The organism is Methanocorpusculum sp. GPch4, from assembly GCF_012062385.1.
Lineage (GTDB): Archaea > Halobacteriota > Methanomicrobia > Methanomicrobiales > Methanocorpusculaceae > Methanocorpusculum > Methanocorpusculum parvum.
Window position 1 is genome coordinate 21,674 of sequence record NZ_SIJA01000067.1, and the last position, 26,323, is coordinate 47,996.

General features: G+C 51.7%; 24 protein-coding genes. 13 read left to right on the forward strand and 11 right to left on the reverse strand.

Annotated elements, in window-relative coordinates:
* Nucleotides 1-20: 20 nt before the first annotated feature.
* Both thsA and EYA77_RS05420 read right to left on the reverse strand, forming a co-directional pair.
* Nucleotides 21-1,607 carry a thermosome subunit alpha gene (gene thsA, locus EYA77_RS05415; protein WP_167816119.1) on the reverse strand — a complete coding sequence of 529 codons (1,587 nt, stop codon included), beginning with the start codon at nt 1,605-1,607 and terminating at the stop codon, nt 21-23.
* An 80-nt stretch (nt 1,608-1,687) separates the two neighbouring features.
* Nucleotides 1,688-2,284: an orotate phosphoribosyltransferase-like protein gene (locus EYA77_RS05420; RefSeq protein ID WP_042697149.1), complete on the reverse strand. Its 597-nt coding sequence runs from the start codon at nt 2,282-2,284 to the stop codon at nt 1,688-1,690.
* Nucleotides 2,285-2,409: 125 nt separating this feature from the next.
* Here EYA77_RS05420 and EYA77_RS05425 point away from each other — a divergent pair, with 125 nt between their 5' ends.
* Nucleotides 2,410-3,513 (forward strand): MBL fold metallo-hydrolase, encoded by a 1,104-nt coding sequence (locus EYA77_RS05425; protein WP_167816120.1) that lies wholly within the window; start codon nt 2,410-2,412, stop codon nt 3,511-3,513.
* On the opposite strand, the gene EYA77_RS05430 is transcribed toward EYA77_RS05425, so the two are convergent.
* Nucleotides 3,506-3,985, reverse strand: a complete 480-nt coding sequence (locus tag EYA77_RS05430; protein WP_095641913.1) for an NOB1 family endonuclease — start codon at nt 3,983-3,985, stop codon at nt 3,506-3,508. The two genes, EYA77_RS05425 and EYA77_RS05430, sit on opposite strands and share 8 nt — an antisense overlap.
* The gene (locus EYA77_RS05435) at nt 3,982-4,827 is read right to left on the reverse strand and encodes a ribose-phosphate diphosphokinase (RefSeq protein WP_167816121.1); all 846 of its coding nucleotides are present in this window, start codon (nt 4,825-4,827) and stop codon (nt 3,982-3,984) included. The genes EYA77_RS05430 and EYA77_RS05435 overlap by 4 nt, the downstream gene beginning before the upstream one ends.
* 138 nt (nt 4,828-4,965) lie before the next feature.
* Between EYA77_RS05435 and lonB the strand changes: the two genes are divergently transcribed.
* The 7 genes from lonB to EYA77_RS05470 all read left to right on the forward strand — a co-directional run bounded on the left by lonB (nt 4,966) and on the right by EYA77_RS05470 (nt 12,851).
* Entirely contained in the window at nt 4,966-6,942 is a 1,977-nt protein-coding gene (gene lonB, locus EYA77_RS05440; RefSeq protein WP_245241197.1) for an ATP-dependent protease LonB, read from the forward strand.
* A gap of 151 nt (nt 6,943-7,093) precedes the next feature.
* On the forward strand, nt 7,094-7,672 hold the full coding sequence (locus EYA77_RS05445; RefSeq protein WP_042697160.1) for a hypothetical protein: 579 nt from the start codon (nt 7,094-7,096) through the stop codon (nt 7,670-7,672).
* 85 nt (nt 7,673-7,757) lie between these two features.
* Nucleotides 7,758-9,095: a TldD/PmbA family protein gene (locus EYA77_RS05450; protein ID WP_095641911.1), complete on the forward strand. Its 1,338-nt coding sequence runs from the start codon at nt 7,758-7,760 to the stop codon at nt 9,093-9,095.
* Entirely contained in the window at nt 9,088-10,380 is a 1,293-nt protein-coding gene (locus tag EYA77_RS05455; protein WP_167816122.1) for a TldD/PmbA family protein, read from the forward strand. The genes EYA77_RS05450 and EYA77_RS05455 overlap by 8 nt, the downstream gene beginning before the upstream one ends.
* Before the next feature lie 49 nt (nt 10,381-10,429).
* Complete coding sequence (locus EYA77_RS05460) at nt 10,430-11,290, forward strand: hypothetical protein (RefSeq protein WP_143744990.1); 861 nt, start codon at nt 10,430-10,432, stop codon at nt 11,288-11,290.
* A 2-nt stretch (nt 11,291-11,292) separates the two neighbouring features.
* Nucleotides 11,293-12,009 carry a KaiC domain-containing protein gene (locus EYA77_RS05465; RefSeq protein ID WP_095641909.1) on the forward strand — a complete coding sequence of 239 codons (717 nt, stop codon included), beginning with the start codon at nt 11,293-11,295 and terminating at the stop codon, nt 12,007-12,009.
* 77 nt (nt 12,010-12,086) lie between these two features.
* Nucleotides 12,087-12,851, forward strand: a complete 765-nt coding sequence (locus tag EYA77_RS05470; protein ID WP_167816123.1) for a hypothetical protein — start codon at nt 12,087-12,089, stop codon at nt 12,849-12,851.
* A gap of 8 nt (nt 12,852-12,859) precedes the next feature.
* Here the strand turns inward: EYA77_RS05470 and EYA77_RS05475 are convergent, their stop codons facing one another.
* Entirely contained in the window at nt 12,860-13,114 is a 255-nt protein-coding gene (locus tag EYA77_RS05475) for a hypothetical protein (RefSeq protein WP_143744989.1), read from the reverse strand.
* A 134-nt stretch (nt 13,115-13,248) separates the two neighbouring features.
* Here EYA77_RS05475 and EYA77_RS05480 point away from each other — a divergent pair, with 134 nt between their 5' ends.
* On the forward strand, nt 13,249-14,850 hold the full coding sequence (locus EYA77_RS05480) for a hypothetical protein (RefSeq protein ID WP_167816124.1): 1,602 nt from the start codon (nt 13,249-13,251) through the stop codon (nt 14,848-14,850).
* A gap of 26 nt (nt 14,851-14,876) precedes the next feature.
* On the opposite strand, the gene glmM is transcribed toward EYA77_RS05480, so the two are convergent.
* The 4 genes from glmM to EYA77_RS05500 form a co-directional block, all read right to left on the reverse strand.
* On the reverse strand, nt 14,877-16,253 hold the full coding sequence (gene glmM, locus EYA77_RS05485; protein ID WP_095641905.1) for a phosphoglucosamine mutase: 1,377 nt from the start codon (nt 16,251-16,253) through the stop codon (nt 14,877-14,879).
* Between the two features lie 77 nt (nt 16,254-16,330).
* The gene (locus EYA77_RS05490; RefSeq protein ID WP_081406619.1) at nt 16,331-16,951 is read right to left on the reverse strand and encodes a DUF5806 family protein; all 621 of its coding nucleotides are present in this window, start codon (nt 16,949-16,951) and stop codon (nt 16,331-16,333) included.
* Between the two features lie 212 nt (nt 16,952-17,163).
* Entirely contained in the window at nt 17,164-18,078 is a 915-nt protein-coding gene (gene xerA / locus EYA77_RS05495; protein WP_042697673.1) for a site-specific tyrosine recombinase/integron integrase, read from the reverse strand.
* 355 nt (nt 18,079-18,433) lie between these two features.
* Entirely contained in the window at nt 18,434-18,868 is a 435-nt protein-coding gene (locus tag EYA77_RS05500; protein ID WP_167816125.1) for a hypothetical protein, read from the reverse strand.
* A 117-nt stretch (nt 18,869-18,985) separates the two neighbouring features.
* On the opposite strand from EYA77_RS05500, the gene EYA77_RS05505 reads away from it, so the two are divergent.
* From EYA77_RS05505 to EYA77_RS05520, 4 genes are all read left to right on the forward strand, one after another.
* The gene (locus EYA77_RS05505; protein WP_167816126.1) at nt 18,986-20,065 is read left to right on the forward strand and encodes a GHMP kinase; all 1,080 of its coding nucleotides are present in this window, start codon (nt 18,986-18,988) and stop codon (nt 20,063-20,065) included.
* Nucleotides 20,066-20,139: 74 nt separating this feature from the next.
* Nucleotides 20,140-20,916: a hypothetical protein gene (locus EYA77_RS05510; protein WP_042697191.1), complete on the forward strand. Its 777-nt coding sequence runs from the start codon at nt 20,140-20,142 to the stop codon at nt 20,914-20,916.
* 62 nt (nt 20,917-20,978) lie between these two features.
* Complete coding sequence (locus tag EYA77_RS09825) at nt 20,979-21,692, forward strand: hypothetical protein (protein ID WP_042697194.1); 714 nt, start codon at nt 20,979-20,981, stop codon at nt 21,690-21,692.
* Between the two features lie 256 nt (nt 21,693-21,948).
* Nucleotides 21,949-22,899: a transposase gene (locus EYA77_RS05520; RefSeq protein WP_167816127.1), complete on the forward strand. Its 951-nt coding sequence runs from the start codon at nt 21,949-21,951 to the stop codon at nt 22,897-22,899.
* 148 nt (nt 22,900-23,047) lie between these two features.
* Here EYA77_RS05520 and EYA77_RS05525 read toward each other — a convergent pair whose 3' ends face one another.
* Nucleotides 23,048-25,438, reverse strand: a complete 2,391-nt coding sequence (locus tag EYA77_RS05525; protein ID WP_167816128.1) for a DNA-directed DNA polymerase — start codon at nt 25,436-25,438, stop codon at nt 23,048-23,050.
* Nucleotides 25,439-26,290, reverse strand: coding sequence for a malate dehydrogenase (locus tag EYA77_RS05530; RefSeq protein WP_167816129.1), 852 nt, complete (start codon nt 26,288-26,290; stop codon nt 25,439-25,441).
* Nucleotides 26,291-26,323 lie beyond the last annotated feature (33 nt).

Here is a 26,323-nt window from a genome sequence, read left to right on the forward strand (position 1 = left end):
TATGGGATTGGTTGCCGGATCTACATCTGACCGGCGCCTTTGGAGATCATCATGTCATCGACGCGGATGAGGAGCATGGCGGTCTCCGAAGCGCTCTGGATCGCCTGGCGTTTGACTCTCTTTGGTTCAACAACGCCCTGCGCTTTCATATCAACAACGGTCCCGGTAAAGACATCGAGGCCTGCGTACTTCTGACCCATTGCATGGGCCTGACGGAGATCGATGACTTTGTCGACCGTATCGAACCCTGAGTTTTCGGCAAGGGTCTTTGGGATGATCTCGAATGCTTTTGCATATGCTTCGATAGCCAGCTGGACACGGCCGCCTTCGGTTGCTGCATACTCACGCAGTCTGAAGGACAGTTCAGTCTCGACCGACCCGCCACCAATAGTATAGGATCCGTCTTCGATGACATCCTGGACGACACGTTTTGCATCTTCGATCGCGCGTTCGAGTTCGTCGACAAGGTGCTGGGAGGATCCGCGGAGGAGAATGGTGACTGCCTTGGCGTTTTTGCATTCCGAGAGCTTGGTCATCTCCAGATCGTCGAGCATATCGAGTCTGCCTGCAGATCCGATCACTTCCGGTGCGAGGTCTTCGGGTTTGTTGATTACCTGTCCGCCGAGTGCTTTTGCCGCGTATTTCAGATCTTTTTCCGGAACGAATTCAAGGGCATAGATGCCGTTTTCGCCAAGGTAATACTGTACCGGGTCGGCGATGCCTTTCTGACAGAGGACGACGTTCACACCGTTCTCAACAAACTTTTCCGCCATTGCCTTCAGTGTTGCGCGCTCTGCTGTGGAGAATGCCGAAAGCTGTTCTGCGGACGTGATCTTGATCTTTGATTTGGTCTGGGTCTTGGTGATCTCAAGCGGACCTGCGATAAATGCTGCTTTGACGCCTTTGATCTTCTTGGGCATCAGTGAGTCGAGGCGGGTCTTGTCGATCAGAACACCTTTGATAAGCTCTGCACTCATCGTGTCGCTGCGTTTTGTTTTGACAAGGATGTCGTCTTCATTGACGAGCGTCTTTTTACCGGTGGTCTCTGCAACACCGGAAACTGCCTCAACGACCACATCACATGCATGATCCATGATGTTTTCGATGGATTTTCCGGTCATCGCTGTTTTGGCGATCTGTTTCAGCATGACTTTGTCTTTTGGCGTGACATCGATCGAAAGTTTTTCGAGGAGTTCAAGTGCCTTGAGCATACCAAGGTTGTATCCCTTTGCGATCACCGACGGGTGGACACCGCTGTCGATCAGATGTTCTGCCTGTTCCATAAACGAACCGACCAGAACCACGGCGGTCGTCGTTCCGTCACCGCACTCATCGTCCTGGGTCTCTGCGACCTCAACGACAAGTTTTGCGCCCGGGTGTTCGACATGGATCTGGTGCAGGATCGTTGCTCCGTCGTTGGTAATGACGATGTCGTCACTGCCCTGGGTGACCAGCATCTTGTCCATTCCGCGGGGACCAAGAGTTGTTCTCACTGTGTTGCCGAGGACCTTTGCTGCCATGATATTGGAGCGAAGTGCTTCCTGCCCTGGGACGCGCTCTACGTTATTACGTAAAATGACGACCTGCTGACCTGAGTTGTTTGCCATAATCTCTATTCTCCTGTACTAGTGTGTTAAAAAAGTGGATTGGACTTCTATATAAATATGATGTATTGGGTGCTGGCTGTTCAGTCGATACGTTTAATTGTAAAGAGCGAGTAGACCGGAACGCCCTCTATTTCCCTGACACCGCGCTTATCAAAGATGACACATATGCCGACCGGGGTGGATTTGTGACGGCGCAGGTAATTCACTATCTCAGTGAGAGTGTTGCCGGTGGTGATACAGTCATCCACGATCAGGCAGCGTTTCTGAGAGACTTTGCTGAAGTTTCCGGAGATCGATCCTATTTTACCTTCGGGGTTGTGTTTCGACGGGTGATAAATGGCAAGATTCAGTCCGTCCTCTGCGGCGATCATCGTTGCGAGGGGCACGCCTGATACGGATATCCCGATGACCGTGTCGATCCCCTCTTCCTCCTCATTCGCCGCTTCAAAGTTGGCCAGCATCATGGATGAGATGCCGCCAAGAAGTGTGGAGTTCGAGCTGACGGTCGTCCAGTCGATATGCACATCTTTTGGTGCTGCAATGCCGGCTTTTCCCTGCGTCAGAAGCCAGGTGACGGTATCGACCGAAAGACTGAGTTCATCAGCTATCTGGCCTGAGGAGTGACCTTCGGAATGAAGGTCCTTTGCTTTTGTCATGAGCTCTTCTAAGGAAGACATATGAAAAGTAATCGCTTTCCCCGCTATATATGCTTTTGTGATGCACTCATCCTGAAAAATGCGGTCAGCGGACCGGAAATATGGGAAACTTACAAAACGTGAGACATCAAACAGTTCACGCAGATATGTCGGCAAAATATGTGACCACTTCATTTCAGAAAAAAGTCACGCCGTATCTCACCACGTTCAACGATGCTGAAAAAAAGCAGTTCTACCTTGATGCAGATGAGGCTGTGAAAGAGCTTGTTTCCATGGGAAAAGATCCCAAACAGGTCCTCTGGGTCATGCAGAGTATAGGATTGTATTTGTATGGAAACGCCGGAAAGAACTTCTATGTCGATTACCAGAAGATCGTTCTCTCGGATACCTGCGTGCTCTGGTCGATGCAGCCTCCAGGGGGCGGGTGCATCCATCTCTTCCAGACTCCTGAAGGCAAACTGCTCATCGATGCAGGGTATGGAGTCAATTATGATGACTGGCTGAAAACGCTCGCAGATCTTGGTCTTGGTGATTTTTCTGATGTAAAATATGTCCTCTGCACCCACGGAGATGCTGATCATGTGGGCATGACCGGACATATGCCGGTCCCGCCGTTTGTTCACCCTACGACCAAAGAGATCCTTGAGAACGGCTCGCGCTCATTCGCCTCCACAAATGATCTCGTGCTGTTGGAACATGTCTATACGACGACGGTCAATACCTTCTCCCAGCTGGCATTTCCCAAAGAGTATATCCTCAGTAAAACCGACCCTCTGCGGATGAGGGGGATCTTTCCGGTCATTGATGAGATCAGGTTTGCCGGGCTCAGGTTCGAAGTATGGGAAAGTCTCGGCGGCCATCTCGCAGGTCAGCTCTTTTTTTATGAACCGGAAGTTGGTCTGCTCTTTACAAGCGATGCAGTGTTAAACCTCGCGACCCTCACGCCCTGGCGGCTTGTTTATGGTTCGATCCCTGATTATCTGATCACCACGGTCAATATCAACAGTGAGATCGGCAGATATGAACGGACGGAACTGATGAAACTTGCCGGGGAACTGGATGCTGAACTGAGGAAAAAAGGCCAACGTCTCAGGTTATGTTGCGGACACGGCGCGGTGTCGGTTCTTGATGAAGCCGGCCGTCTAAGTGTTTCTGATCCTGTGATCCATTATTCAAGGAGAAGACACACCGAACGACTTCACGACCTTTTCACGAAGGTCTCATGGCGGATAAAGCGGCGGTTCATCTGAGCCGTTTTTCTTTTTCTGTCCCTCTTTGGATAGGGGCCGACCCGCACACCGGACAGTCGGGCTGTCCAGGCGGGATCTCTGCGCCGCACCCTGAACAGATAAGTTTCCAGACCCGCTTTTTTGCTCTCCTCTGCATGATGGATCTGAAAGGGATCTTCAAATGCCTGCAGACGTTCTGGACCGCAAAGTCATCGGTGACGACCGTTCCTTCTAGTGTCAGGCCAAGAGCGATGACCGAGATGTCGGTGTCGGAAAGGACCCGTGCATCTCCGCTTTTGAGTGCCGCATTCGTTGCCGCAAACAGATGCTCCGCCTCCGGTTCAGTCACAACAAGGCCTTTTTCCGCCAGGATCTCGTAACGCATCTTTGATGCGAGATCCTTGAGCTCGCCAACCACCTCCGGTGTGGTGAAAAACTCTCCGTCAAGGTTGTAATCGCCAAAAAAATAGGATGAATCCAGAATATATTTCATTTTCGAACGGCTTCGGCGATGACCACGGATGCAGTGATCCTGCTGGAGGCACGCTCGATCGTGTCAGAGGATGCAATGTCTAAAAGACCTGCCTGCATGAGTTTGATGTATCCTCCCGAGGCAAAAACGCCGTGAACGCCGGCGGCTCGTACAGAAGCGGCTCCCTGCTCAAGCAGCATTCCGGCCGCCTTTGCCATTGATCCGCCGGTCGCGATGATGTCGTCGACGATGATACAGTCCCGCCCTTTCGCCTCGAGATGCTTTGGCGCCATCGTGACTTCCGATCCCGAGAGCCGCGTCTTATCCAGATGATCGCAGTCCCATTTTCCAATAGCCGCCACGCCTTTGGCAAACTCCCATGCCCCCTCATCCGGAGACAGGATCAGCGGATTTTCCAAGCTCATTGTATTGATGTATGCGCCGATCTCAGGAGCGATCGTCAGATTTTTTGCCGGACACCGGAAATGTTCCAGGATCGAGGTGTCGTGGATATTGATGGTAAAGATCCTGTCTGCCCCTGTAGAAAGGGCGCGTGCCATCGCCCGTGCCGATACAGGCTCGCCGTCATTGAACTTCTTATCCTGCCGTGCGTATCCCATATATGGCAGGACAAGAGTCGTCTCCTTTCCTTCACAGGCATCTAGCAGAAGAATGGCCTGGAGAGCTGACTCTGCATCGACCGTACTTGCAATGATGATCATCTGATCATCCTCATCCATTATGCGTATGGACTGTTCACCGTCCGGGAACTTCGTGTATTTTACTTCCGATAAAGGACACCCGAGTTTCTTGGCAGTGCGTGCCGCGAGAACCTGGCTTTTTTCGGTATAGACTACTTTCATGATAAGACTCTAACAACTATCTCTTACTGAAACTACTTAAAGCATAATCAAGTACAAATATTAGCATCTTTAATCGAGGTATGGAACACAAATATGGAACACGATGATAATCCCGGACAAAGACAAAATGAAACTGTTATGGGGACAGTTTCGGATGTAAATCCGGCGCAGGTCACGGCAGAGATCCCGGCGCGGGACACTCCTCCCGTGAAAGAGGCGTATGCCTCTGACGCATATGATGCCGAGCTTTTCGGGGGCGTTCGGTTTGACACGACGGCAGATCTCGTCATCCCCCCGTCGCTGATTGATCAGGTCATCGGTCAGGAACACGCGGTGGACGTCATCAGAAAAGCCGCCACCCAGCGCCGGCATGTCATGATGATCGGAAGCCCGGGTACCGGAAAGTCAATGCTTGCTAAGGCGATGTCTGAACTTCTCCCAAAAGAGGAGATGCAGGACATCATGACCTACCCGAATCCTGAGGATAACAACAACCCGATCATCCGTGTTGTTCCTGCGGGGAGGGGAAAAGAGATCGTTGCTGCACATAAAGAAGAGGCACGAAAACGCGCCTCCTCGAAAAACACCATGCTGCTTATTCTCATCATTGGTGTTCTGGGTATCGCCCTCATCTCAGGTCAGCTTCTGATGGGTATCGTCGCGGTGGCATTTATCTTTCTTGCATTCCGTTCGTTCATGCCCAAAGAAACTGCCATGGTCCCCAAACTCATCGTCTCCAACAAACCCGACTCAACAGCACCGTTCGTGGACGGCACCGGTTCCCACGCAGGAGCGTTGCTCGGTGATGTTCGTCACGACCCGTTCCAGTCGGGCGGCCTTGAAACTCCCGCACACGACCGTGTCGAAGCGGGCGCGATTCACAGAGCGCACAAAGGTGTTTTGTTCATCGATGAGATGAACACCCTTGAGCTTTCTTCGCAGCAGAGTCTTTTGACTGCTCTGCAGGAGGGCGAGTTCCCGATCACCGGCCAGTCAGAACGTTCTTCCGGCGCAATGGTCCGAACAGAGCCGGTCCCCTGCCGATTCCTGATGATCGCCGCAGGAAATCTCGATGCCGTCCAGCACATGCACCCGGCGCTTCGCAGCCGTATCCGCGGATACGGTTACGAGGTCTACATGAGTGAGACCATGAACGATACGCCTGAAAACAGGGCAAAACTCGTCAGGTTCGTTGCGCAGGAAGTTAAGAATGACGGAAAGATCCCGCACTACGATCCTTCTGCCGTATCCGAGATTTTGCGCGAGGCAAAGCGTCGGTCCGGCAGAAAAGGTCACCTGACGGTGAAGCTGAGAGATCTCGGCGGTCTTGTGCGTGTCGCCGGCGATCTCGCCATCCAGGGAGGCTCTCCCGTGACATCCATGCATCATGTGGTCTCGGCTAAACAGATCGCCAGATCCGTTGAGGATCAGATCTCTGATGAGTACATCCGCCGGACCCGGGATTATGATCTGACGATCGTTTCCGGCAGTCTTGTCGGCAGAGTCAACGGACTTGCTGTTGTCGGGAACGATGCAGGATCGGTTCTTCCAATCACGGCAGAAGTTACCCCATCACAGGGTGCCGGCATGGTGATCGCCACCGGCCTCCTGAAAGAGATCGCTCAGGAATCCATCAAAAACGTGAGCGCTCTGATCAAGAAGTTCTCCGGGACCGATATCCGCAAAGTGGATATCCATGTCCAGTTCATCGGAACCTACAATGGTGTTGAGGGAGACTCGGCATCCGTTACCGTCGCAACGGCCGTAATTAGTGCTCTTGAAGACATCCCTGTCCGTCAGGATGTGGCGATGACCGGTTCCCTCTCGGTTCGCGGAGATGTTCTGCCGATCGGCGGTGTCACCTACAAGATCGAGGCTGCCGCCAAGGCAGGTATCAGAACGATCATCATCCCTCAGTCGAACCTCGCCGATGTCCTCATCGAAGAGCGGTACACTGATATGGTCACCATCATCCCGGTGACCAGGATCGAAGAAGTCCTCAGATATGCCCTCGTTCCCGAGGACAAAGTGGCGTTTGAACAGAAACTTCTCCAGATCGGCAAGCATATGGACATTCCGAAAATGCCGATGCCTGCTGAAAAAGCCGAAGCATAAATCTGACCCTCCATCTCATTTTTTATTTTTGCAGAATCCTTTTGCACTGTCTGCATGCTTTTCAGGCTTTCAGAATGCGGAACCCGGCTGTTCGCGCTATCCTAAGATATATCTAGCCCCGCGTCGTATTTTATTTCGTTTACGTGATGCTATGACAAAATATCTGTTCAACGAAGGCATTGTATGGGAAGACCGCCGTAAGGGTTCGTATCTGCTTCCTTACATCATCCTCTTTATCCTCCTTGCAGTAATAGCGATCATGATCTGGCTCACTGCGCCGATCGCTGCGTTTATTTCGCTCCTGCCGCTCATCCTTCCAGCCTGGCTCATCTCTCCCGATCTTCTGACGCGGATCCTTGTCTCGGCTGTGTCCGGCGCGGTCGCGCTGATCATTCTCATCTCCGGTCTTGTGGATCTCAACCGCCCGCGTCTGTATCTCACACCGCGGAGACTCTGCCTGATGGCAGGCCTCGGCTCCTACAAAGAGGTGCGTTTTGACAAGATCGATGCGATCCAGGTAAAAAAACATACGATCATCATCTCTGCAGGCGGGACCAAAGTGATACGGTTTGGCCCGATCGCCGATCCGTATGCCACCAGAAATGCCATCGTCGGGCTCATCACATTTGAGATGAAACCCCCTGAAGACGAGACGATCGTTTTTGATAAGGCTGTCCCGATCCTCAAAGAAGATGATGATGTCTTTGACGCGGACGTTGTCAGCTCCTGATCCATTTTTTCTTTTTTCATCTATTGGTCCTCGAAAAAACAGAAGATATGTTATTCTTCAGGATCAAATACTATCCAGTACAACCATGGAAAAAATACGATATTATGACATCCGGTACGTCAGGGGGACCGTCACCTCCATCCAGACGGAGAACCGGGTGATCGAGAATGCCGGCACCTCCTTTTACGGCAAAGCTCTCTTTCGGGTCTTAGGTGAACACGGCTGGGGATACTACTGCGCCTCCTCCATCGACATGGATGATAAAAAAACAAAAGCTGCATGTCTCGAAAAAGCTGCAGCTTCATCGAGGCTTGCCGGTGTTCACGCGGAAATCGCCGACGTTCCTTTTGGAACCCCGCGCTCATGGTCCTGTTCTGCAAAAGAACAGGCGGAAACACCGCTTGAAGAAAAGGCGCGTGAGCTCCTCCTTCTCGAAAGTTCGGCAAATATCCCTGAGATATGCAGCACATCCGCACGTTACTCCGAGCAGTATCAGGATGTCATATTCGAGGATTCAAACGGCTATGAAGCAGCATCCTCGGTCTGCCGCACTCTGTTTACGGTTACCTCGGTTGCGAGCCGCGGAGCCGATATGCAGATGAACTATGAACAGGAGGCAGTTGTCGGCCCGCTGCCGCTTGCAAAGTATATTCCTTTCGGTGAAAAATGTGCAAAGCGCGCAGTTGAGCTTCTGGATGCCTCGGCCGTCGCCGGCGGACGTATGCCGGCAGTTCTCGATCCTGCGATCGGCGGCGTATTTGCTCACGAAGCGGTCGGTCATGCAAGCGAAGGGGATGCTGTCAGAGACGGTGTCTCAGTTCTTGCTGAAAAACTGGGTGAAAAAGTCGGGTCATCAGTTGTCACGATCATCGACGACCCGTCCATGCATGGATACGGCTACGAGCCGTTCGATGCGGAAGGTGTCGCCTGCGGCCCGACCGAGCTGATCAAAAACGGAGTTATGAACAAATATATGCATTCAAGAGAAACGCTGGCGGCCGTTGGCCTCGACACAGGAGATGCCGGCCATGCCAGAGCCGAACCCGGTATGCAGCCGCTGGTCCGCATGAGCAACACCTATATCCAGGAAGGCGACTCCTCGTATGATGAGATCGTCGCCGAGTGCAGAAAAGGTGTCCTCCTTATCGGATCCCGCGGCGGCCAGGTCGATCCGGGCCGCGGGGCCTTCCAGTTCAATGCAAAGTACGGATACCTGATCGAGAACGGCGAGACCGGAAAAATGATCCGTGACGTCTCCCTTTCAGGGGACATCCTTTCCGTCCTGCATAACATCGCGCTCTGCGGCAAAGAACGCAAAATGTCTTCAGGCATGTGCGGAAAAGGGCAGTCTGTCCCTGTCTCGGACGGAGCTCCTTATGTGTATCTGACCGATGCATTAGTTGGGGGCAGCGGCAATGTCTGAACCCGATATCGATAAGATCCTCTCGTACGGCGAGAAGTTAGCCGATGAGGCGGAGGTGTTTATGCTTGACTACACCGACATCTCCCTTGAACAGCGTGAGATGGCCGTGTCATCTGTATTTGAACATGCAGGCCGCTCCCTCTTTGTGCGGGTAGTTAAGGATAAGCATATCGGGATCTCGGGCACCTCGGACATCGCAAGATGGAAGGACTGCGTCGATGCGGCCGTCTCGTCCGCCGGACTTTCCGAGCAGGTTCCCGGTTGGACCGGTTTCCCCGAAAAAACCGCACTGCCGAAAGGAAGCGACCCGTTCGATCCGGCCGTCACCGTGAGCCCGGACCTTGCAGCCGAGTATCTTGATCGGATGAATGCCGGGGCGGCGATCCATCCCGAGGCGCGGATAGTCACCGGCGGAGTCTCCCTTTCGAACGGCAGCGCGACGATCGCCAACTCCGGCGGGGTGTATTACATGCGCAAAATGTCGGGCATCTCGCTTGGCATGGACGCGATCTGCGAAACCTCGACCGGGTATGAGTATGATTCAAGCCCGTTCCTCGACCGTATCAACCCCGAAAAGATCGGCGAGGATACTGCGTATTGGGCCAAATCCTCCAGAAACGGTGTCGACGTTGAGACGAAAAAATATGCCGTCGTCTTCTCGGAACATGTCGTGGATTCCCTTATTCTGGATCTGTTCACCGAGGCTGTGAACGGCAAAAACGTCCTTTCCAAAAAATCGGTGTTTGCCGGCAAACTCGGAGAAGAGGTGGTCCATCCTTCCGTCTCGATCAGTGACGTCCCTATGGATCCTGCGGGTTTTGCCTGGAAGAGATTCGACTCCGAGGGGACGGTGACGCATGATCTTTCCATCGTGCAAAACGGTGTGCTCTCTGCATTCCTGTATGATGTCAAGACCGCTTCCCAGGCGAATACCGCCTCGACCGGCCATGCCCACCGTGCCGGAAACGGAGCCACGTTCATCCACCCGCACTGTCTGAAAATCGACGCGCCGAAAGCTGATGTCATGGACAAGCCCTGTCTGTATGTCCGTGAAGTCATCGGAGCGCATACCGCGAACTCCCTCACCGGCGAGTTCTCCGTAGAAGTGGCAAATGCATTTTTTGCCGAGTCTGGAAGATTCACCCGCCCGGTCAAAAAAGCGATGATCTCAGGCAACATCTTTGACATCCTTCGAGGCGGTGTCAGCATCTCGGCGGAAACAAAGACCTTCGACGGGGCGATCGTTCCTAAAATGCGGATCGAAAATATGCAGGTCATCGGATAGATAGAGGATAATTATATCCCTATTCGTGCAGATAGTATCAATCATATACATGTCAGACGATCATTCAATGGTGCGTGTCCCCACGTACATCCCCTCGGTCGATAAAATACTTGGCGGCGGCGTCCCGATTGGCTCAACGATATTACTGCTCACAGAGCCCGGTGCAGGGGGACCCGAGTTCCTCTTCACCTCTCTGGTGAATTACTGCCGGGAGATCAAGGGTGATCTTCCGGCGACCAGCGGCGCCACAAGGCCTGATATGATCTACTATATTACGCCCAAGACTTCCCGGACGCAGTTCGTCGAAATGATGAAACAGCAGTTCAGTTTTTTGAACACCATCGATTTTGAAGGGGAGATCCTGGATAAATCCGTGATCCATATGGATGTGGGCGATGTCTATTTTGCCAGGACCATCGTTCCGCTTTCCTGGTATTCAACCAAAACGATTCCTGAACATCTCATGGATCTGCCGCCGTATGATGATTACGGCGGCCTTGCCTATCTGACAGGGATGGTCGAGACAACCAAGGAAAACAGTGTGGTGTTTGTTGACTCTCTCACTCCGTATCTGCCCTACTTCAACGATTATGAAAAGTGGCAGAATCTGGTTTTCCTGATGTACGGTCTCTCCCGTGCGGCAAAAAAGCGAAAGATCACCTTCGTGATCCTGCTTACCTCCGACATTCTTCCCGAGAGCCGGGAGATATCTCTTGGGAATGCCTTTGATGCGATCATTCATCTGGTTTGGCAGAAGAGCCGGGAGTCGATGTCAAGACAGCGGCAGATGTACATCGAAAAATTTATCAGTGTGCTACCTCTGCTTTCGTCGAGAGATATTGCCACCTACAATGTTTCCATATCGCCGGAAACCGGATTTGAGATATCCAACCTCAGGAGGGTGGCATAAGTATGGAGAATGATCCTCAGTCACGCGTCATGATCCCGTCCGGCATCCCAGGTCTGGATGAGATGATCGGCGGCGGCTTCATCAAGGACTCGGTTTTTGTTCTCATCGGCGAGACCGGTACCGGCAGAACGATGTTCTCTCTTCAGTTCCTGCATGAAGGACTCCTTCAAGGCGAAAAAGTGATGTACATCAGCCTGTTCAACCCGGTCGAACAGCTGACAGCCAGCTTCCTCTCGATTTACCCGGATATGAGCGACCGGATCAACAAGGACCTGTATATAATACAGTTGCCTCCGGAGATTTTTTTGACCTTCTCGTCCCGTCATGGAAACAATGTGGCTGTCATGATAAAGGAACTCGGTATAAGCCGTGTTGTGGTGAATCCGTTTTCTGTTCTGGAAGAGACCCTGGTCACCTCGACAGGATTTCGATCGACCGATCTGAATCTGGTGTATTTGTCGCTTCGTTCCACTGGAGCGACCACGATATTGCATGTTAACTCAGGCCAGACGAATGTCTTTTCGAGCAAGTATGGTTTTTCCGAGGTATTTGCCGACGGAGTCGCCTGCATGTTCCGGGAGTTTCCGGATAATGATCATATGCGCCCGTACCGTATGCCGTTTGTTCTTCTCAAATCCCGCGGCCGGATCACCAAAACCGCCAAACTGATCAAGTATGACGAGTCTGGTCTGTTTACTCTGCATTCTCCGGTAAAGTAACCGACTCTTTTTTTCACACCGTCAGCTAATGCTGGACATATATTATTAAATGAATAAAAATCAATCTAGTATCATCTATGCAGCAGGACGGAAGTGATCTGAGCAGTACAAACGGGAGCCGCCCGGTTCCCAGAAGTTCGCTTCCAAGAAAGAGAAGGAGCAGAAAAGAAGGCTTCTTTACGCCATCGGTACTTTTTCTCATGACCGCCGTCCTCCTGACGCTGGTCAGTCTTCTGCTGATAATGACCAGTGTCTCCGGCCTCTTTTCTGATGATTATCCGCCGCCGGGAGTTATGATCATCACCCCCTCTCCCACGGCGCCTGTTCCGACTTCCACGGTCAAACCCAGTATCCCCTGTGAATCCTGCGGCAAAGTATACGATGCATCCGATCCATTGCATAGCATCCAGCCGTTTTTCACCGAAACAGTGCTTGGAAATGCCACACTTCTCTACTCGAAAAATATAACATATCCGTACTACTCGGTTAACGGGCACACGACTCTTAAAGCAGTTAATATCTATCCGGTGACCGTTTTGGTCCTTGAGTACTTCGTTCCTGATGTCACGGTCAAAAAAGTACTTGTCGACAAACAGACTATCGAAAAAGGCATCCTCATCGACACGACCTACAAGACGGTTTATGTGACCTACCCGGATCCTGATGCAAGGTTTGAGATCAGGGTCTATGACGAATCAGGCAGCCTGGTGACTGCCCAGGGATTTGCCGGGCAGTATGATACCGGCATGAAGGACATCATCACCTTCTACCGTCAGGGAAATTACACGATCGAGATGACAGGCAAACGCATAGATTTTTCCGTTTCCATTATCGAAAAATAAGATTGTGTTCAGATAATGATACCGAAGAAGGAGAGAATTATCAAAAGGGCCGCTCCAAGGATCCCTCCGACCGCACATACGATGACCTGCGCCACAGATAGGTCGCCGATCGGGGCAAGATTCAGCCATGAAACGATAAAGAGAATTATCACTCCGCATACGGCGTTGATCAGGAGTTTGAGTCCGTTTCTCAGGAAGAAAAACAGTATCGCGCAGATCACGACCGCGATTATGATCATAATTACTGTTGCAAAAATATCCATATAAATAGATGCACCTGACCAGAATATAAAGGATTGGTTGAAATCTTTGGAAAGTTAACGACAGATATATTATCTATCCGGCATATGTATCCATATTCTTTGTGTGGTGTATTACTTTGAGATCTGCGTATATAATGCTGATTTTACTCCTTGCCGGTGCTTTCTGTATCGTTCCTGCCGGCGCTGATGTGTCGCTCGATATCCTTCAGCCGTCTGCACACGAGACCGTGTTTGCTGAGATGAGGGATTTTTATGTGTATGGAACGTTTGTCAACACCGGAGAGCCTGCTGACGTCAGGGTGCGGGTGTATGACTCTGCCGGCGGACTTATCCGCACACTGCAAAGCCATGTAGATTCTACCGGCGAGACCTCTGCCTCCTCTGTTGATATGAGTATGATCCCGGAAAAACAGCAGTGGGGCGGGATTCTGGCAGCGGAAGGGATCACCGAACCCTATGGGCATGCAAACGGTGCAAATAAGGTCCTTGTAAGTAAAAAATGGGGATATTATCTCGCCTATGTTCAGGGAGGCGTGACCAGTGCCGACTCAGGGATGTATTTCGACGCTGATGAAAACGGTGAGCTGACTCCTTATTCCAGAGATCTTACCGCAGGGGTATACAGGATCGTTGTGGATGTTTTGGATGCAGATGGAAACATGATCCGGTTTATTGACGGCGGCGGCAATCGGGTGGATTCCATCGAACGTACGGTTTCGTTTGGTCTCACCCATGCTTCTCTGGGGATGTTTCGCCCCGGGGAAAACCGGGATAATGTGGTCAGTTATGCACGGCAGAATGGTCTGCGTTCCTACATCGACTGGTTCCCTGGCTATTTCCAGATACCTGACGGTTCTGCCGGATACCAGATACCGGCACTTTGGCAGCCGAACAACGGCATCGAGGTCGTAAACCGCCTCGGCGGGACGATCCTTGATACACCGGTTTCTGCAGAAAACACGCTGATCATGTACAATATCGGCAGTTCGAGCACGACCCTGCAGGTGGAACTTGCTCAGATCCTTCTTGCCGGTCTGGAAGACAGTGACAAAACGACCTATACGTATTATGATACCGGCGAGATCTCCTACACATGGGTCGACAGGGCCACCGGAGAGGTGAAGACATGTTCCGGGGTGCTCACTAAATACCCGGATACTTCCGCGAATGATTTCCGGGTGATCTATACACGCGCAGACCGCTCATCTGAGCCTATTCCCGAAAACACCGTCTCGCTTCTGCCGAACCTGACGAAGACGATCGATGTGACGCCGTATGACGTTACGGTGAGCCGCGGCGAATATCTCGCATTGTACGGTCTGACACGTCCGATCCAAACGGATCTTTCGGATGCAGGGACCCCGTACAGATACACCGTTGACGATCAGATCATGCGGTTCATCTACACCGCAGGCGGTGTTGAGTATACGTTTGACGGCCTGTTGACCCGGGTGTTCGTAAATCCCGACGGGTCGCTCTATCCTGCGGCGCAGACGAACTATGAGTTCGGCCATGTGTTCACTGCAGAGCAAACGGCAGAGATGCCGGTCGGAACAACCGTCTATACCGTTCGCGGGTATGATGCCGCCGGCAGATATGTGGAAGATACCAATGCAAACATCACGATAACAGTACTGCCGGCAGCAGCTTTCCCGCAAGACACTGCTCTGCTGATCTCCATTCTTCTTGCAGTTCTTGCGACATCTGCCGTCATCGTTGTGATTCGAAAACTCTGATATTTTTTTGACGGCCTGAAAAAAGGTTATGCGAGATAAGGTTTTATCTCTGTCAGTATATGATCCAGCAGGCATTTTGCTTCAGCAGGATCCAGTGATTCGGTGAAGACTCTCACAAGCGGCTCGGTTCCCGACGGCCGGATAAGCGCCCATGCGCCGCCTTTGATGATCCTGATCCCGTCACGGTCATCGATAGGGCAGTCAGCAAAGCATGTCCTCATGTGAGCGACGATCTCTTTTGCCTGGGTGGTTTTTCGTTTCTCCTGATACATCGTGAATGCCGGGAGCTCTTCGATGAGTTTTGAAAGAGGCCGGGTCTTTCCTGCGACAAATCCGAGCATGGTCGCGGCGCTCATCCCGCCGTCTCTGCAGAACTGGTGCTTTGGATAAATGATCCCGCCATTCCCTTCGCCGCCGATGATCACCTTTTCACCCCGCGCAATCATCTCGCGCATGGTTCGCGCCACATAGATGCTGCCGACTACTGTGTATGTCGTCGTGCAGTTGTATGCTGCGCCGACCGCTTCCACGATACCGGATGTGCTGACCGGTGTTACGATCACGCTTCCTGGGTTCTTCTCGCAGAAGTAGGAGGCGAGCAGCGCAAATGTGATGTTTCCATCCATGAATGTGCCGTTTTCGTCCACGAAGATCGCACGATCGGCATCTCCGTCATGGGCGACGCCGAATGCCGCCCCGGTTGCACGGACCATGGCCGAGAGATTTGCGAGTCCTTCCGGACTTGGTTCCGGCAGTCTGCCGGGAAAGAGGCCGTTGAACTCGGCATTGATTGTGTGGACGCAGCATCCGAGTCTTCGCAGGATCTCAGGCGTGGTCGCTGCCGCAGGCCCGTTTCCCGGGTCTACTACAACAGTCACGCCTTTCCCGCAGTCTTTTGGGAACTGTGCAACGATTGCATCGACATATAGTTTACGCGCCTGCGGCTCTTCCGTGGATCCGCCAACTCTGTTCCACTGTGAAACGGCCGGGGTGTTTTGGATCATCAGTTCTTCGAGTTGGAGGGTCCGCTCGTCGCCCATCTCGGTCCCGTCAGCTTCGATGATCTTGATGCCGTTATACTCGGGGGGGTTGTGTGATGCGGTGATCATGACCCCGCCGTCGAGATCGTGGTGCAGAACAAGGTACTGCAGACCGGGTGTTGGAATGATATCGAAGTCGACGACGCTGCACCCGCATGCCATAAGTCCTGCACGGACCGCGGATGCAAGCGCGGGTCCTGAGGTCCTGGTGTCGCGGCCGATACCGATTTTTTTGCCTTCGCCAAGCATGGTCCCAAATGCTTCGGCGACCTTCAGGGCAAAAACCGGGGTCATATCGACGCCGGTCACGCCGCGAACACCGTTTGTGCCGAAATATTTCTTTTCACGTTTTTCAAGTGCCATATGTACAAACCGTCTATCTAAGAATATGGGCGGTCGCTGATAATAAGGATTGAGAAAAAATCTGATCGTTGTGAGGATCACTGTGTTTCATCTTCCTCATCCTCTTCCTCATCTCCTTCTTCCTCTTCGTTTTCAGCACCGTTTCGTCTGCTGTTGAGCATGACATTTGCGGATTCACCGAGTTTTCGCATGATCTCGCTGATCTTGTCTTCGATGTCGATCTCGTCGTCGATCTCTAATGAGGTCCCTTCGATTTCAAGCAGGAATCTGGCGACCTCGCTTGATTCAAAAAGTATGTCATCCAGTTCATCCAGCGTGAAAAATCCGCACATGGCTCCGTAGAAAAAGGTCGCCCCGGATTTTCTGACCTTGCGTTTGAATGCGGTTCGCGCCTGATTGACCGCCTGCGGGCTGTAGGGCTCTTCCATGAAGGGGCAGAGTTTTGGGAGGTTCTCGCCGATGAATGTCATCTCGGCGCCGTAGGGTGTTTTGAAGTCGGAACACAGGCGTGCGATCGCCCATTCACGTGCGGTTATATAGGTCCGTTTTCGTAAGAAGATGTTGACTTTTCTGTAGGTTGCCCCGTCGACTTTTTTGAATTTCTGATATTTGCTGATCTCTTCACTGCGGTCAGGTTCTTCAAAGAGGCCGTTTTGCATCGCGGCAGTGTCTTCTATAAGGGGTTCTTCTTTCTCCATCGCTGTAATCAGAATATAGGGGCGTTATGTGTATTTTAGGGTTTGCCGGCACAAAATAATGTCCCGGTTTACGTATAGCATCATATGGTTTATTACTGGGGTGTGCGAGGTATGTTCAAGTGGAAATACTGGGTTTGTGTGTGTTCGATCCGGGGTGGAAGCGGGCTCACGTGATTAAATGACTGCGTATGTCCTGTTAAAAAAAGCTGTGATTATTCCCCGTTTGCGAGCGGGAAGTAGCTGCGGTATGCGTTTCTGCGTTCATCGAGGTCGGTGTGGATGTATATCTCGGTCGTCTGGATAGAGTTGTGTCCGAGATTTTCCTGAACAACCCGCAGATTATGCGAGCGTTTGTAGAGTTCACTTGCATAACTGTGTCGGATCTTATGCGGCGTGATCCCTTTCGGCGCATAGAGGCTGAAGATGTGCTGTACCGTTCTGGGAGAAATACTGCGTCCGTTTCTCCCTTCGAAGACGGGGCCGGTCTTTTTTCCGTTCAGATGCTCCCGGATCTGACGCAGGGTGTCTGCATCGCAGAACACGATCCTGATCTTTCCTCCTTTTCCTCTGACGCGGATTGTCTCTTCCTCAAAATCTATATTTTCGGCGCAGATCCCGCAGATCTCGGAGATACGCATCCCTGTAGCATAGATAGTCCGAATGAGCAGAGCGTCCCGGGGATTTGTCAGTGAACTGATAAATACCATCACTTCCGGGTGTCGGAGGTATTTGAGTTCCCGATCCTTGAGCTTTGGCCGGTCTACTTTCGTCATCGGGTTTGATTCGGTAATGTCCTGACTGATAAGGTACTGGTAAAATGAACTGAGCGCCGAGTCGTACTGGCGGAGACTTGCCGGGCTGAGTTGCCGTTCGTTTCGGATCAGGGTTAAAAAATCCCCGATCTCGTATGAATTCGTTTCTATCTCCGCCCCCATGCTCATATCGTCCAGTTCTTTGCAGGATGCAGGCGGCACTCCTTCATTTTCCTTCAGATATGTCGCGTAACGTGCAAACAGCCTGAGTGTCCGGCCGTATGCCTGGATCGTATTCTCCGCATAGTTCTTTGTCTGAAGGCTGCTGAGATATCTCGGTATCCAGATGCTGAAAGTTCGTTTTGGGGGTGCCATGCTGGTATGTGTATCTCTTGGCTCTCTGTGCAGATAATGATTGCGCATAATACCTATTATGCGCAATAAATTGAGGTATTTTTGCTGGCGAAATTCGCCATTATGTGGGTTTGATTTTAAAATAAAGCCTAATTTGAGGTTTTTAAATTGTTGTGAAAAATATGTGCCGTCCACGAGCCATTCTGCGGTCCTTCTAGGCTCTTCTTCGTTCAGAAGAAAATAACGGGCTTTTGCCGGGTCGTGATCGTCTGGACGATCAATCATACTGCCGATGTTTCAAAAAGGCATTACAGCGAAGCTATGAAGGCGATATTTTTCTGCATCCTGAAAATTTTTTGGAGCCTGTCTTCTGCCCTCAGATTTTTTGTGTCTCCGTCTGCTGATTTGATTTTTCGGATCGGTATTTTTGGTGTCGTTCATCTGCCTGAGTAAGATCTCCGCATCCTGTATCTTCCTTGCGTTTTTTCTGATGTTTGGGTGCGGTGTTTGGGCTTTGGCACATATCTGTATCCATCCTGACGTTGCCGTCTTTATCAAAATATGTTTTGAAAAAAGCGGCAGCAAGGTGTTTGTATGGGTCTGATTCCTGAAGGAGTTGGTCAACCTCTTCCTGATGCGGCGTATAAATCACAAAAACCGTTGCAGAAACTTCTCTTTCAAAATAGGTGTGTCCTGGTATTTTCCACATCCCTGGTCGTTCTTTCCTGGGGGGTGTATAAATAAATTGATCTTCTGCTGCTATTTTGCAGTTATTTCGAACCTTCCCACATTTATTTTGCATCCACCTCATTTTCAATAAACCATATGATGCTATATTGCATGTGTCTGCTCATTCACCTGTTATCATCTGCGTTCCGTATATGAAAACCATTATAATATCTCCCGCTTCATCTAACGACGAACACCTATGGCCATTCTGAAAATCAGAGGCGGCGATCTCGATCTTGTCGAGTATGATTTCACCTCCTTTCATCCCGGTGAACATCTTTACAGAGAAATCCCTGTTGTACAACCCCCTGTCCCGCAAAAAGAATCATTCAAAGCCACAGTTCCGGCCCGCGTCCACCTGACCGTATTGGATATGAACCGTTTCTCTCCGGGAATGCCTGGCGGCGGCGGACTTGGATTTGCGCTGCAGCTCTACAGTAATGCGACGGTGTCCTGCACTCCTGAAAAAACGGTCATCGACTCGCCCCGTATATTATTGATCGAACATCTGGTTGCCGCATTCAAAGCGGTCACCGGATACACCGGAGGATTTCTGATCAGGACCGAGGATCACGGCAAAGAACATGTCGGGCTCGGTTCCACCTGTACGACTGCGACAGCAGTCATCTCTGCCATGAACGAAGCAGTCGGCCGCCCGCTCACGTATGACGGGATCCGCCGGCTCATCGGTCACAACTATGTTGAAGAGACCAATGAGCCGGGCATGATTGCATTCGGCTTCGAGACCGGCGTCGGTGCGGCAACCTCAATCTACGGCGGCATGAATATTCTCGGCGATCAGCTGACCCATGTATATCAGCACGCCTTCGCTGAAGACAAAAACGTCTTTATCATAACGCCCAACATCCACTCCGAAGATGACAACGCCGGTCTTGAGGAGTTCTCCCTTCTCATGAACCGTGCACGGACCCTTGACTACCGGGACCGTGAACTCAAAGCATACATGATCATGATGGACATGATCCCGGCCATCGAAAAAGGAGATTTAAAAAAGATGGGGGATATCATGTGGGAGATCGAGTTCCGCGGCTCGAAACGTGCCGAGGTCCAGCACCACACATTCATAATATATCAGCATATGAACGCTCTCAGGCAGGCGGGCCTTGAGTTCGTCGCCATGAGTTCGGTAGGTCCTTCTATCTGTGTGGTCACCGAAAAAACCGAATCGGAGATGCAGCTGATTCTGGATCCGCTCGGTCTGGAGATATCCGTTTCCACGAAGGCCGACAACATCGGGATCCGTCTCTCCCGACACTGAACATACGAAAAAACGCTCGGAAATATTATCACAGAGAAAAGTATTAACCCTCTTCTCTTCCAAGAATAGAATGTATGAATGTTAAACTTCTTGGAGGGGTGTTTGTCGTTCTTCTCGCCTGCGTGTGTGCCGCCGGGTGTGTCGGGACCCAACCGCCAGCAGAAACGGCTCCGGATGCCCTCGTCGGCACCTGGGTCGGCGTAGAAAACGGTCTGCTCGTTTCCTATGATATGACGCTCGTCTGCAATGCGGACGGGACCGCAAAACTGACCGGCAGCTTCAGCGGCGGCGGTATGAGCAAAAACCTGAATGCAAACCTGAAATGGGAGTATGTATCAGGCAACCAGTATGTTGGAAAGAGCGGGGACAACTCCCTTGCGATCTATCTGACCGGCGATACGCTCACTATCACGGTGAACCCGATGAAGATGGGCATTGCTGACTTCGATATCGATTACGATATCAACATGAAGCGTTCCACCGGCGCTGCACCAACAGCGACCCAGACGTCGGCAGCGACGCCTGTTCCAACCACTACATCGCCTGACGCAGTCGTCGGAAACTGGAAAGGTTCTGAAGACGGCGTGGTCTCCTATGATCTTACTATGGTCTACAAAGCTGACGGTACCGGAACGATCGCCGGAACGTTTGACGTGATGGGCCAGAAAAAGTCCTTTACGAAGGATGTAACCTGGGAGTATGTGAATGAAAACAAGTATCAGGCCAAGTACGGCTCTGAGGTCCTGCCTCTCCAGCTCGTGGGTGCGGATCTTGTGGTGACACTTGTCCCGTCCAAACTCGGTGTCGAGGGAATGGACAACCCGCTTTCGATACCGACAAAAAAAGTATAACCCCATCTTTTTTTTATTTTACCCAAACTCTTTTCGTCTCTGACTCAGAATAGAAAGTATCTATGGGTAAGGTTCTGACAATCATGTTATGTCTGCTCTGTGTTGCCGGCGGAGCAGCGGTTGGATTGAATTATGATCGTATCTCTCCGTATCTCCCGGCATTTCTGCAGGATATCGGCTCAGGTCCGGATGAGACCCCAATCCCTACCCCGACGGTAATGAAGACCCCCTCCCCTGCAAAAACCCCTACCCCGACTGTCACAAAGACTCCCACCCCTGCAAAAACTCCGACTCCAACGGTCACAAAGACTTCCACCCCTGCAAAAACTCCGACCCCGACTGTCACAAAGACTCCCACCCCTACAAAGACCCCGACCCCGACTGTCACAAAGACACCTACACCAACGCCAACACCGACCCCGCTGCCTGAGGGAACGAAAGAGATCGTCGGCACATGGATAGGCTCAAAGACGATCAACCTTTTCATCGTCAAAGCCTCCGCAGACTTCCGTGTCGTTTTCCGTGCAGACAACACCGCCCGGGTCACCGGAGTGCTGAATGCTCCGGGGTATGACAATGTCCCGTTCGACCGGGAGATCACCTGGTCGTATCTTGGCAGCGGCAGGTATCGGGGAGCCTACGGTTCCACCTCGATCATCTTCGTGGTCAAAGGTGATGTCATGACGATGACCGTCAATCCCTATAAGCTCGGGCTCACCGACAATAAGATCCTTGACATGGACATCGACGCAGAGCTGCGAAAAACAGCTTTCTGATCTACTCACCGATCTCCATGGGAACAAAGAAAATACCGGGGATCATCAACCCAAAAATAGTATAATCTGACTTTGACAGTTGCAAAAATAGTCTTCATTCAGACATCCCGTAAACGCAACAAAAGAGAAAACTAGTCCCCGTAAGCCGTCAATTTAATTTTGCAAAATGAAAACCAACAGACGCACAGAGACACTCAGTATTACGCCAACTCCCCACATATCTTTTCCGATTGGCCCTCTCCTCCTCAGCGAAAAAATGTTCACCTCCCTTGACCTCCCCTCCCTCTTTTCCCCGCTAAAAAAGAAAGGAATCGACATCTCTACCCTGATCAAATCCCTCACCGCCTACAAACTCAGCGACAACTTCAGCATCAAAAGAGCTCATTCCTGGCTCATGCAGCCGGAAACCAGAGAATACTATAATCTCCCTTCGTTCACGGGAAAAACGCTGTATCGTCTTCTGGAAACGCTCGGGCAAAACAGTGCATTCATCATCTCCGGACTCCAGGATAGAATATTTTCCCGCTGTCAGTTCGAGCACACCGACGTAAATCTCGACTGGACAAGCCTTGTTCTTCACGGGAGTGCCTCACCTTTGGGAAAATACGGCTACAGTCGTGATCACCGGCCGGATAAACAGCAGATAACTCTTGGGATCACGGAACTTGCTCACCCGATCAATGTACCGATCGGCGTAACGGTGAAAGCCGGAAATGTAAATGACGTCACCCATTTTCGGTCAACGTTTCTTCAATCCCAGAAAAAACTCACCGAAGGTTCCCTGATCATCTTCGATAAAGGAGCCGGATCAAAACAAAATCTGGAACTCATTGGAGCATGCAGGCATGACTATTTGACCGCAAAGAAACTGAACACCAGTGACGATAAGATCATCAAAACGTTTTGGCAGAGGGATCCGATCAAGATCAATCCGGAGGAGGCAGAACCAAACCACGGCATATACGGGATAAAGATCGTGAAACCCGGCAGTGTAACCTATTTCTATTTTTCAGAGGGGCTCAAGGCGCAGAATCTGGATGCTTTGTCACGGAAAGTTTACCGGCAGTTCATGGAAGCGGAGGTGATTCAGGAGTGTATTTCCCGAAACAAAAAACTGCCGAAGAAGATCGGGATCGCAAATCCGCTGGTGAAGATGACCTATTCGGTTCAGACAAAACTCGTAGAGATGTCGGAAGAGGCGGGGTGAGCCGCAAGGCCCGCCCTTAGCAGAGCAAACCGAAGGTTTGCTCAGCTAAGGGCGTCGACTTCGCCACCACCCCGCCTCCGCTAAGATCGCCGTCTGCGCCGTCAATCCGCCTCCGCTGAGGTCGTCCGCTTTCAGCGTCCAACCCGCTTCAGAAAAACATATCCAGCGTAGTTTTTCTGGATTTGGTCGGATCGAACTCGTCCCAATCCCAGCCGAGCGCATCGAAGATCCGGTTGAGTGGTGCCTGGATCGTTTTCTCGAGCATCGTTTCCCAGTCGATCTCGAATGCTCCTGCAGGGATCTGATCCGGGTACTCAAAGCAGAGCACATCTGTCTCCGGATATTTCTCAGGCATATTTGTCCGCTTGATGTACAGCCGCTTGGGCTTACTGCCGCGTTTGAAGTCTGTTCCAAGATACGTATTCGAGTAGATCGCTCCCCTTCCGTGTGAATCCAGGTGAGCATAATCGGCAAGAGACTTGTTTATCCCGCTTGGAATGCCTGCCTTTTCGAGCGGGCATCTTCCTTCACGGTAGAAGTTCAACACCTCCGGGAGATACTTTTTCACATCTTCCCTGCCGTCTCCTTTAAGGATCATCTCCAGAACACGCTCCTGTACTTCGCGGGTGATCTGCGCGGAATCCGATCTCTTCATCTCAAAGCCGGTGATATCGATCTTATCGACATCCTGCCCCTCTTTCCAGATGAGATGACCGGCATACCGCTTCTTTGCCCCGCCCTGGAAAAATCTCCGGTAGATCTTCTCGAACTTGATCGAGAAGAAGTTCATATCCGCGCCGAGCGTCTCCTCTGCAAACGACTGGTAGCTTGCGTTGAGTTCCTCCTCGATCTCGCGGGCGACCTTCATCGTCTCTTCGAGAGACATGGGAGGGATCTGGACAAAGCAGGAATCCGTATCTCCATAGATCACCTCATACCCGCGTTTGGTGATGACTGTTTTTGTATGCTGGATGATCGCACGGCCGACCGATGTCACGGCAGCCCCGATATCCCTGTCATACAGCCTGAACCGGGAAAAACCCGAGACCCCGTAGTACGTGTTCATGATGACCTTCAGCACATTCTGCTGCATATCATACAGAGTGTACTCGTCCGATCCGAACGGAAAACTGTTCCTGAGTTTTTTCCGCTCGTCACGTTCGGTCATCAGCTCGCTGATGATCGACCGGGTCAGTCCGTCCGGGGATCTTTTGAATCTGATCCCGTTTGGGGCATGGATCTCGCCTGTAGGAGATTTCGTCTCAGGAGAAGCGTTCAACGTCATCATCGCCATAGGATAGAGTGATTTTAGATCCAAAACAATGACGTTTTCTCTGACGCCTTTGCTAGGATCAAAGACGGTCGCTCCCTCAAACTCCTCGCCCGAGGCGTTTCCTTTGGACGGCAGGATGAATTTGCCGAACGCTTTTCTGAGAATATAGATGTCGATGACATTCGAAGAGTTCAGCGTTTTGTCCAGAGGACAGCCCACATATCTGGCAACTTCCTGATAGAACTCGATGATGTTGTTCTTTCTGTTGATCCCGACGCAGAGCTCCACATCCTTGAAGTTGTACTCCACCATCTTCAGGGGATCATTATCCCAGAGATCACCGAGAGTTCCGGTATACCGCACTTTGGTCTCGCCAAGTTCATCTTCGGCTACGGCGTCGAGACGATACGACTCCTTCTGACTTCCCTGCATCTTTTTGTAGGCTGCGAGAAGATCGAAGATGACACGACCCCTCATTGCATTTCGCTCGGTCATTCCGGGCATCCGGGCAAAAACCTCGGAACGGAAACCTAGGGTCTCGGCACGTTTGAGGATATACTCGGCGTCGAAGTCGATGAAGTTCCACCCGGAGAGGATGTCAGGATCCTTCTCCCGGATGTAGTCGATGAAGCCGGAAAACAGATCGCGTTCGGTGTCATAGGAAAAGATCGAGTGCGTGTTGGAAAAACATCCGCTTGGAAGCGCCGCCGCTTTATCATACGCTCCTTTGGTCTTTCCGTTCAGCACAAAGGTCGTATACCGGTCGTCGAACGAGTCATGACAGGTTATGCAGGTGACCGGGTCGCGTTCGGGTTCGGGAAATCCGTTTCTGTCATCACACTCGATATCGCACATGCAGACCCTTGGCCTGGAGATCACCGTTGCCGGTGAAAGTTCCGTGTATGAACACTCTTCAGACGGAGCACAGACGCCTCCGGTGAGGCCGGTGTCGATCAGAAACCTGGTGGCGAACGGGATGTCGGCTTCGAAATGGTGATAGTTTTCCCTGACGTTTCTGACATCGCCGGGTTTTTCCGTATAGATCCGGCGAAGAGGTTCACCTTTGATGGAGATGCCTTTGTCCTTTGTGACCTCGATCTTTTCCGCGCGTATCTTCTCGGCCTCACCTTCCCTGACCCAGAAGTAGGGGCGAAATCCGGTGACTTTCAGCTGATGGGGGGTCCCGTCCGCTTCCCGTCCGAATATGTGAACGACCGGGCCGCCGGGCGCATTTGAGTATTCGGCCTGATTGATGGCGATCTCCATCTATACTCTCCTGCAGAGTCCCTGGAGAAACGCCGCAGCTTCGAGAAGTTTTTCCAGTTCCCAGGGATCGAACTTCAGGCTTTCATCGATCTTTGCGCCGGAACGTGTTACGACGGCCGGAAGACCCAGTGCGCAGCCTTCTATCCCGTAAGCGCCGTCTGCCGGAAGAGAGCAGGTGATCCGCTCGCCTTTTTCGATTCGCTCCATCATCGAGACGATGTGGTATGCCGGACCAAAAACCGTTCCGGCTTTTCCTTTGATCACCGGCATCGAGGATCCGCGAAGTCCGGTCAGGATCTCCTCTCTTACGGAATCAGGGATGTCGATGTCGAGAGCGGAGAAGAGCGGGACCTGATGTTCACCGTGTTCGCCGAGGACCTGGCCTTCCGCTTCGATTCCGAGAGCTTTGAGCGCTACGGTAAACCGCCGGCTGTCAAGAAGGCCGCCGAAGCCGACGACCTGACTCTCGTCGAGGCAGCTTTGCTTGGCAAAGTACCAGGTAAAGACATCCATCGGGTTGGTTACGACGATGAGTTTGCCGGAGAATCCTTTCAGAAGTTCCGCCGACTCCTTTGCGATCGGGAGATTTTTATCAAAAAGATCGGCCCGGGTCCTGATTTTGGGCGAACGCGAGTATCCGGCAGAGAAGATACAGTAGTCGGCGTCTTTCAGGTCACGGGGGTTTGTTGATACGGGGATATCGATCCCGTGGGTTATATCGAGTTTCTGGGCATGCTGCAGGGGTTCGCTGATATCAAAAAGGACGAGTTCGTCGGCAAATTTTCTGAGGGCCGAAACATATGCGACCTCTCCGCCTATTCTGCCCACTCCAAGGCATGCAACTATGGTCATCTGCTGTAGTATTGGTTTTGGTTGGCTTTAATG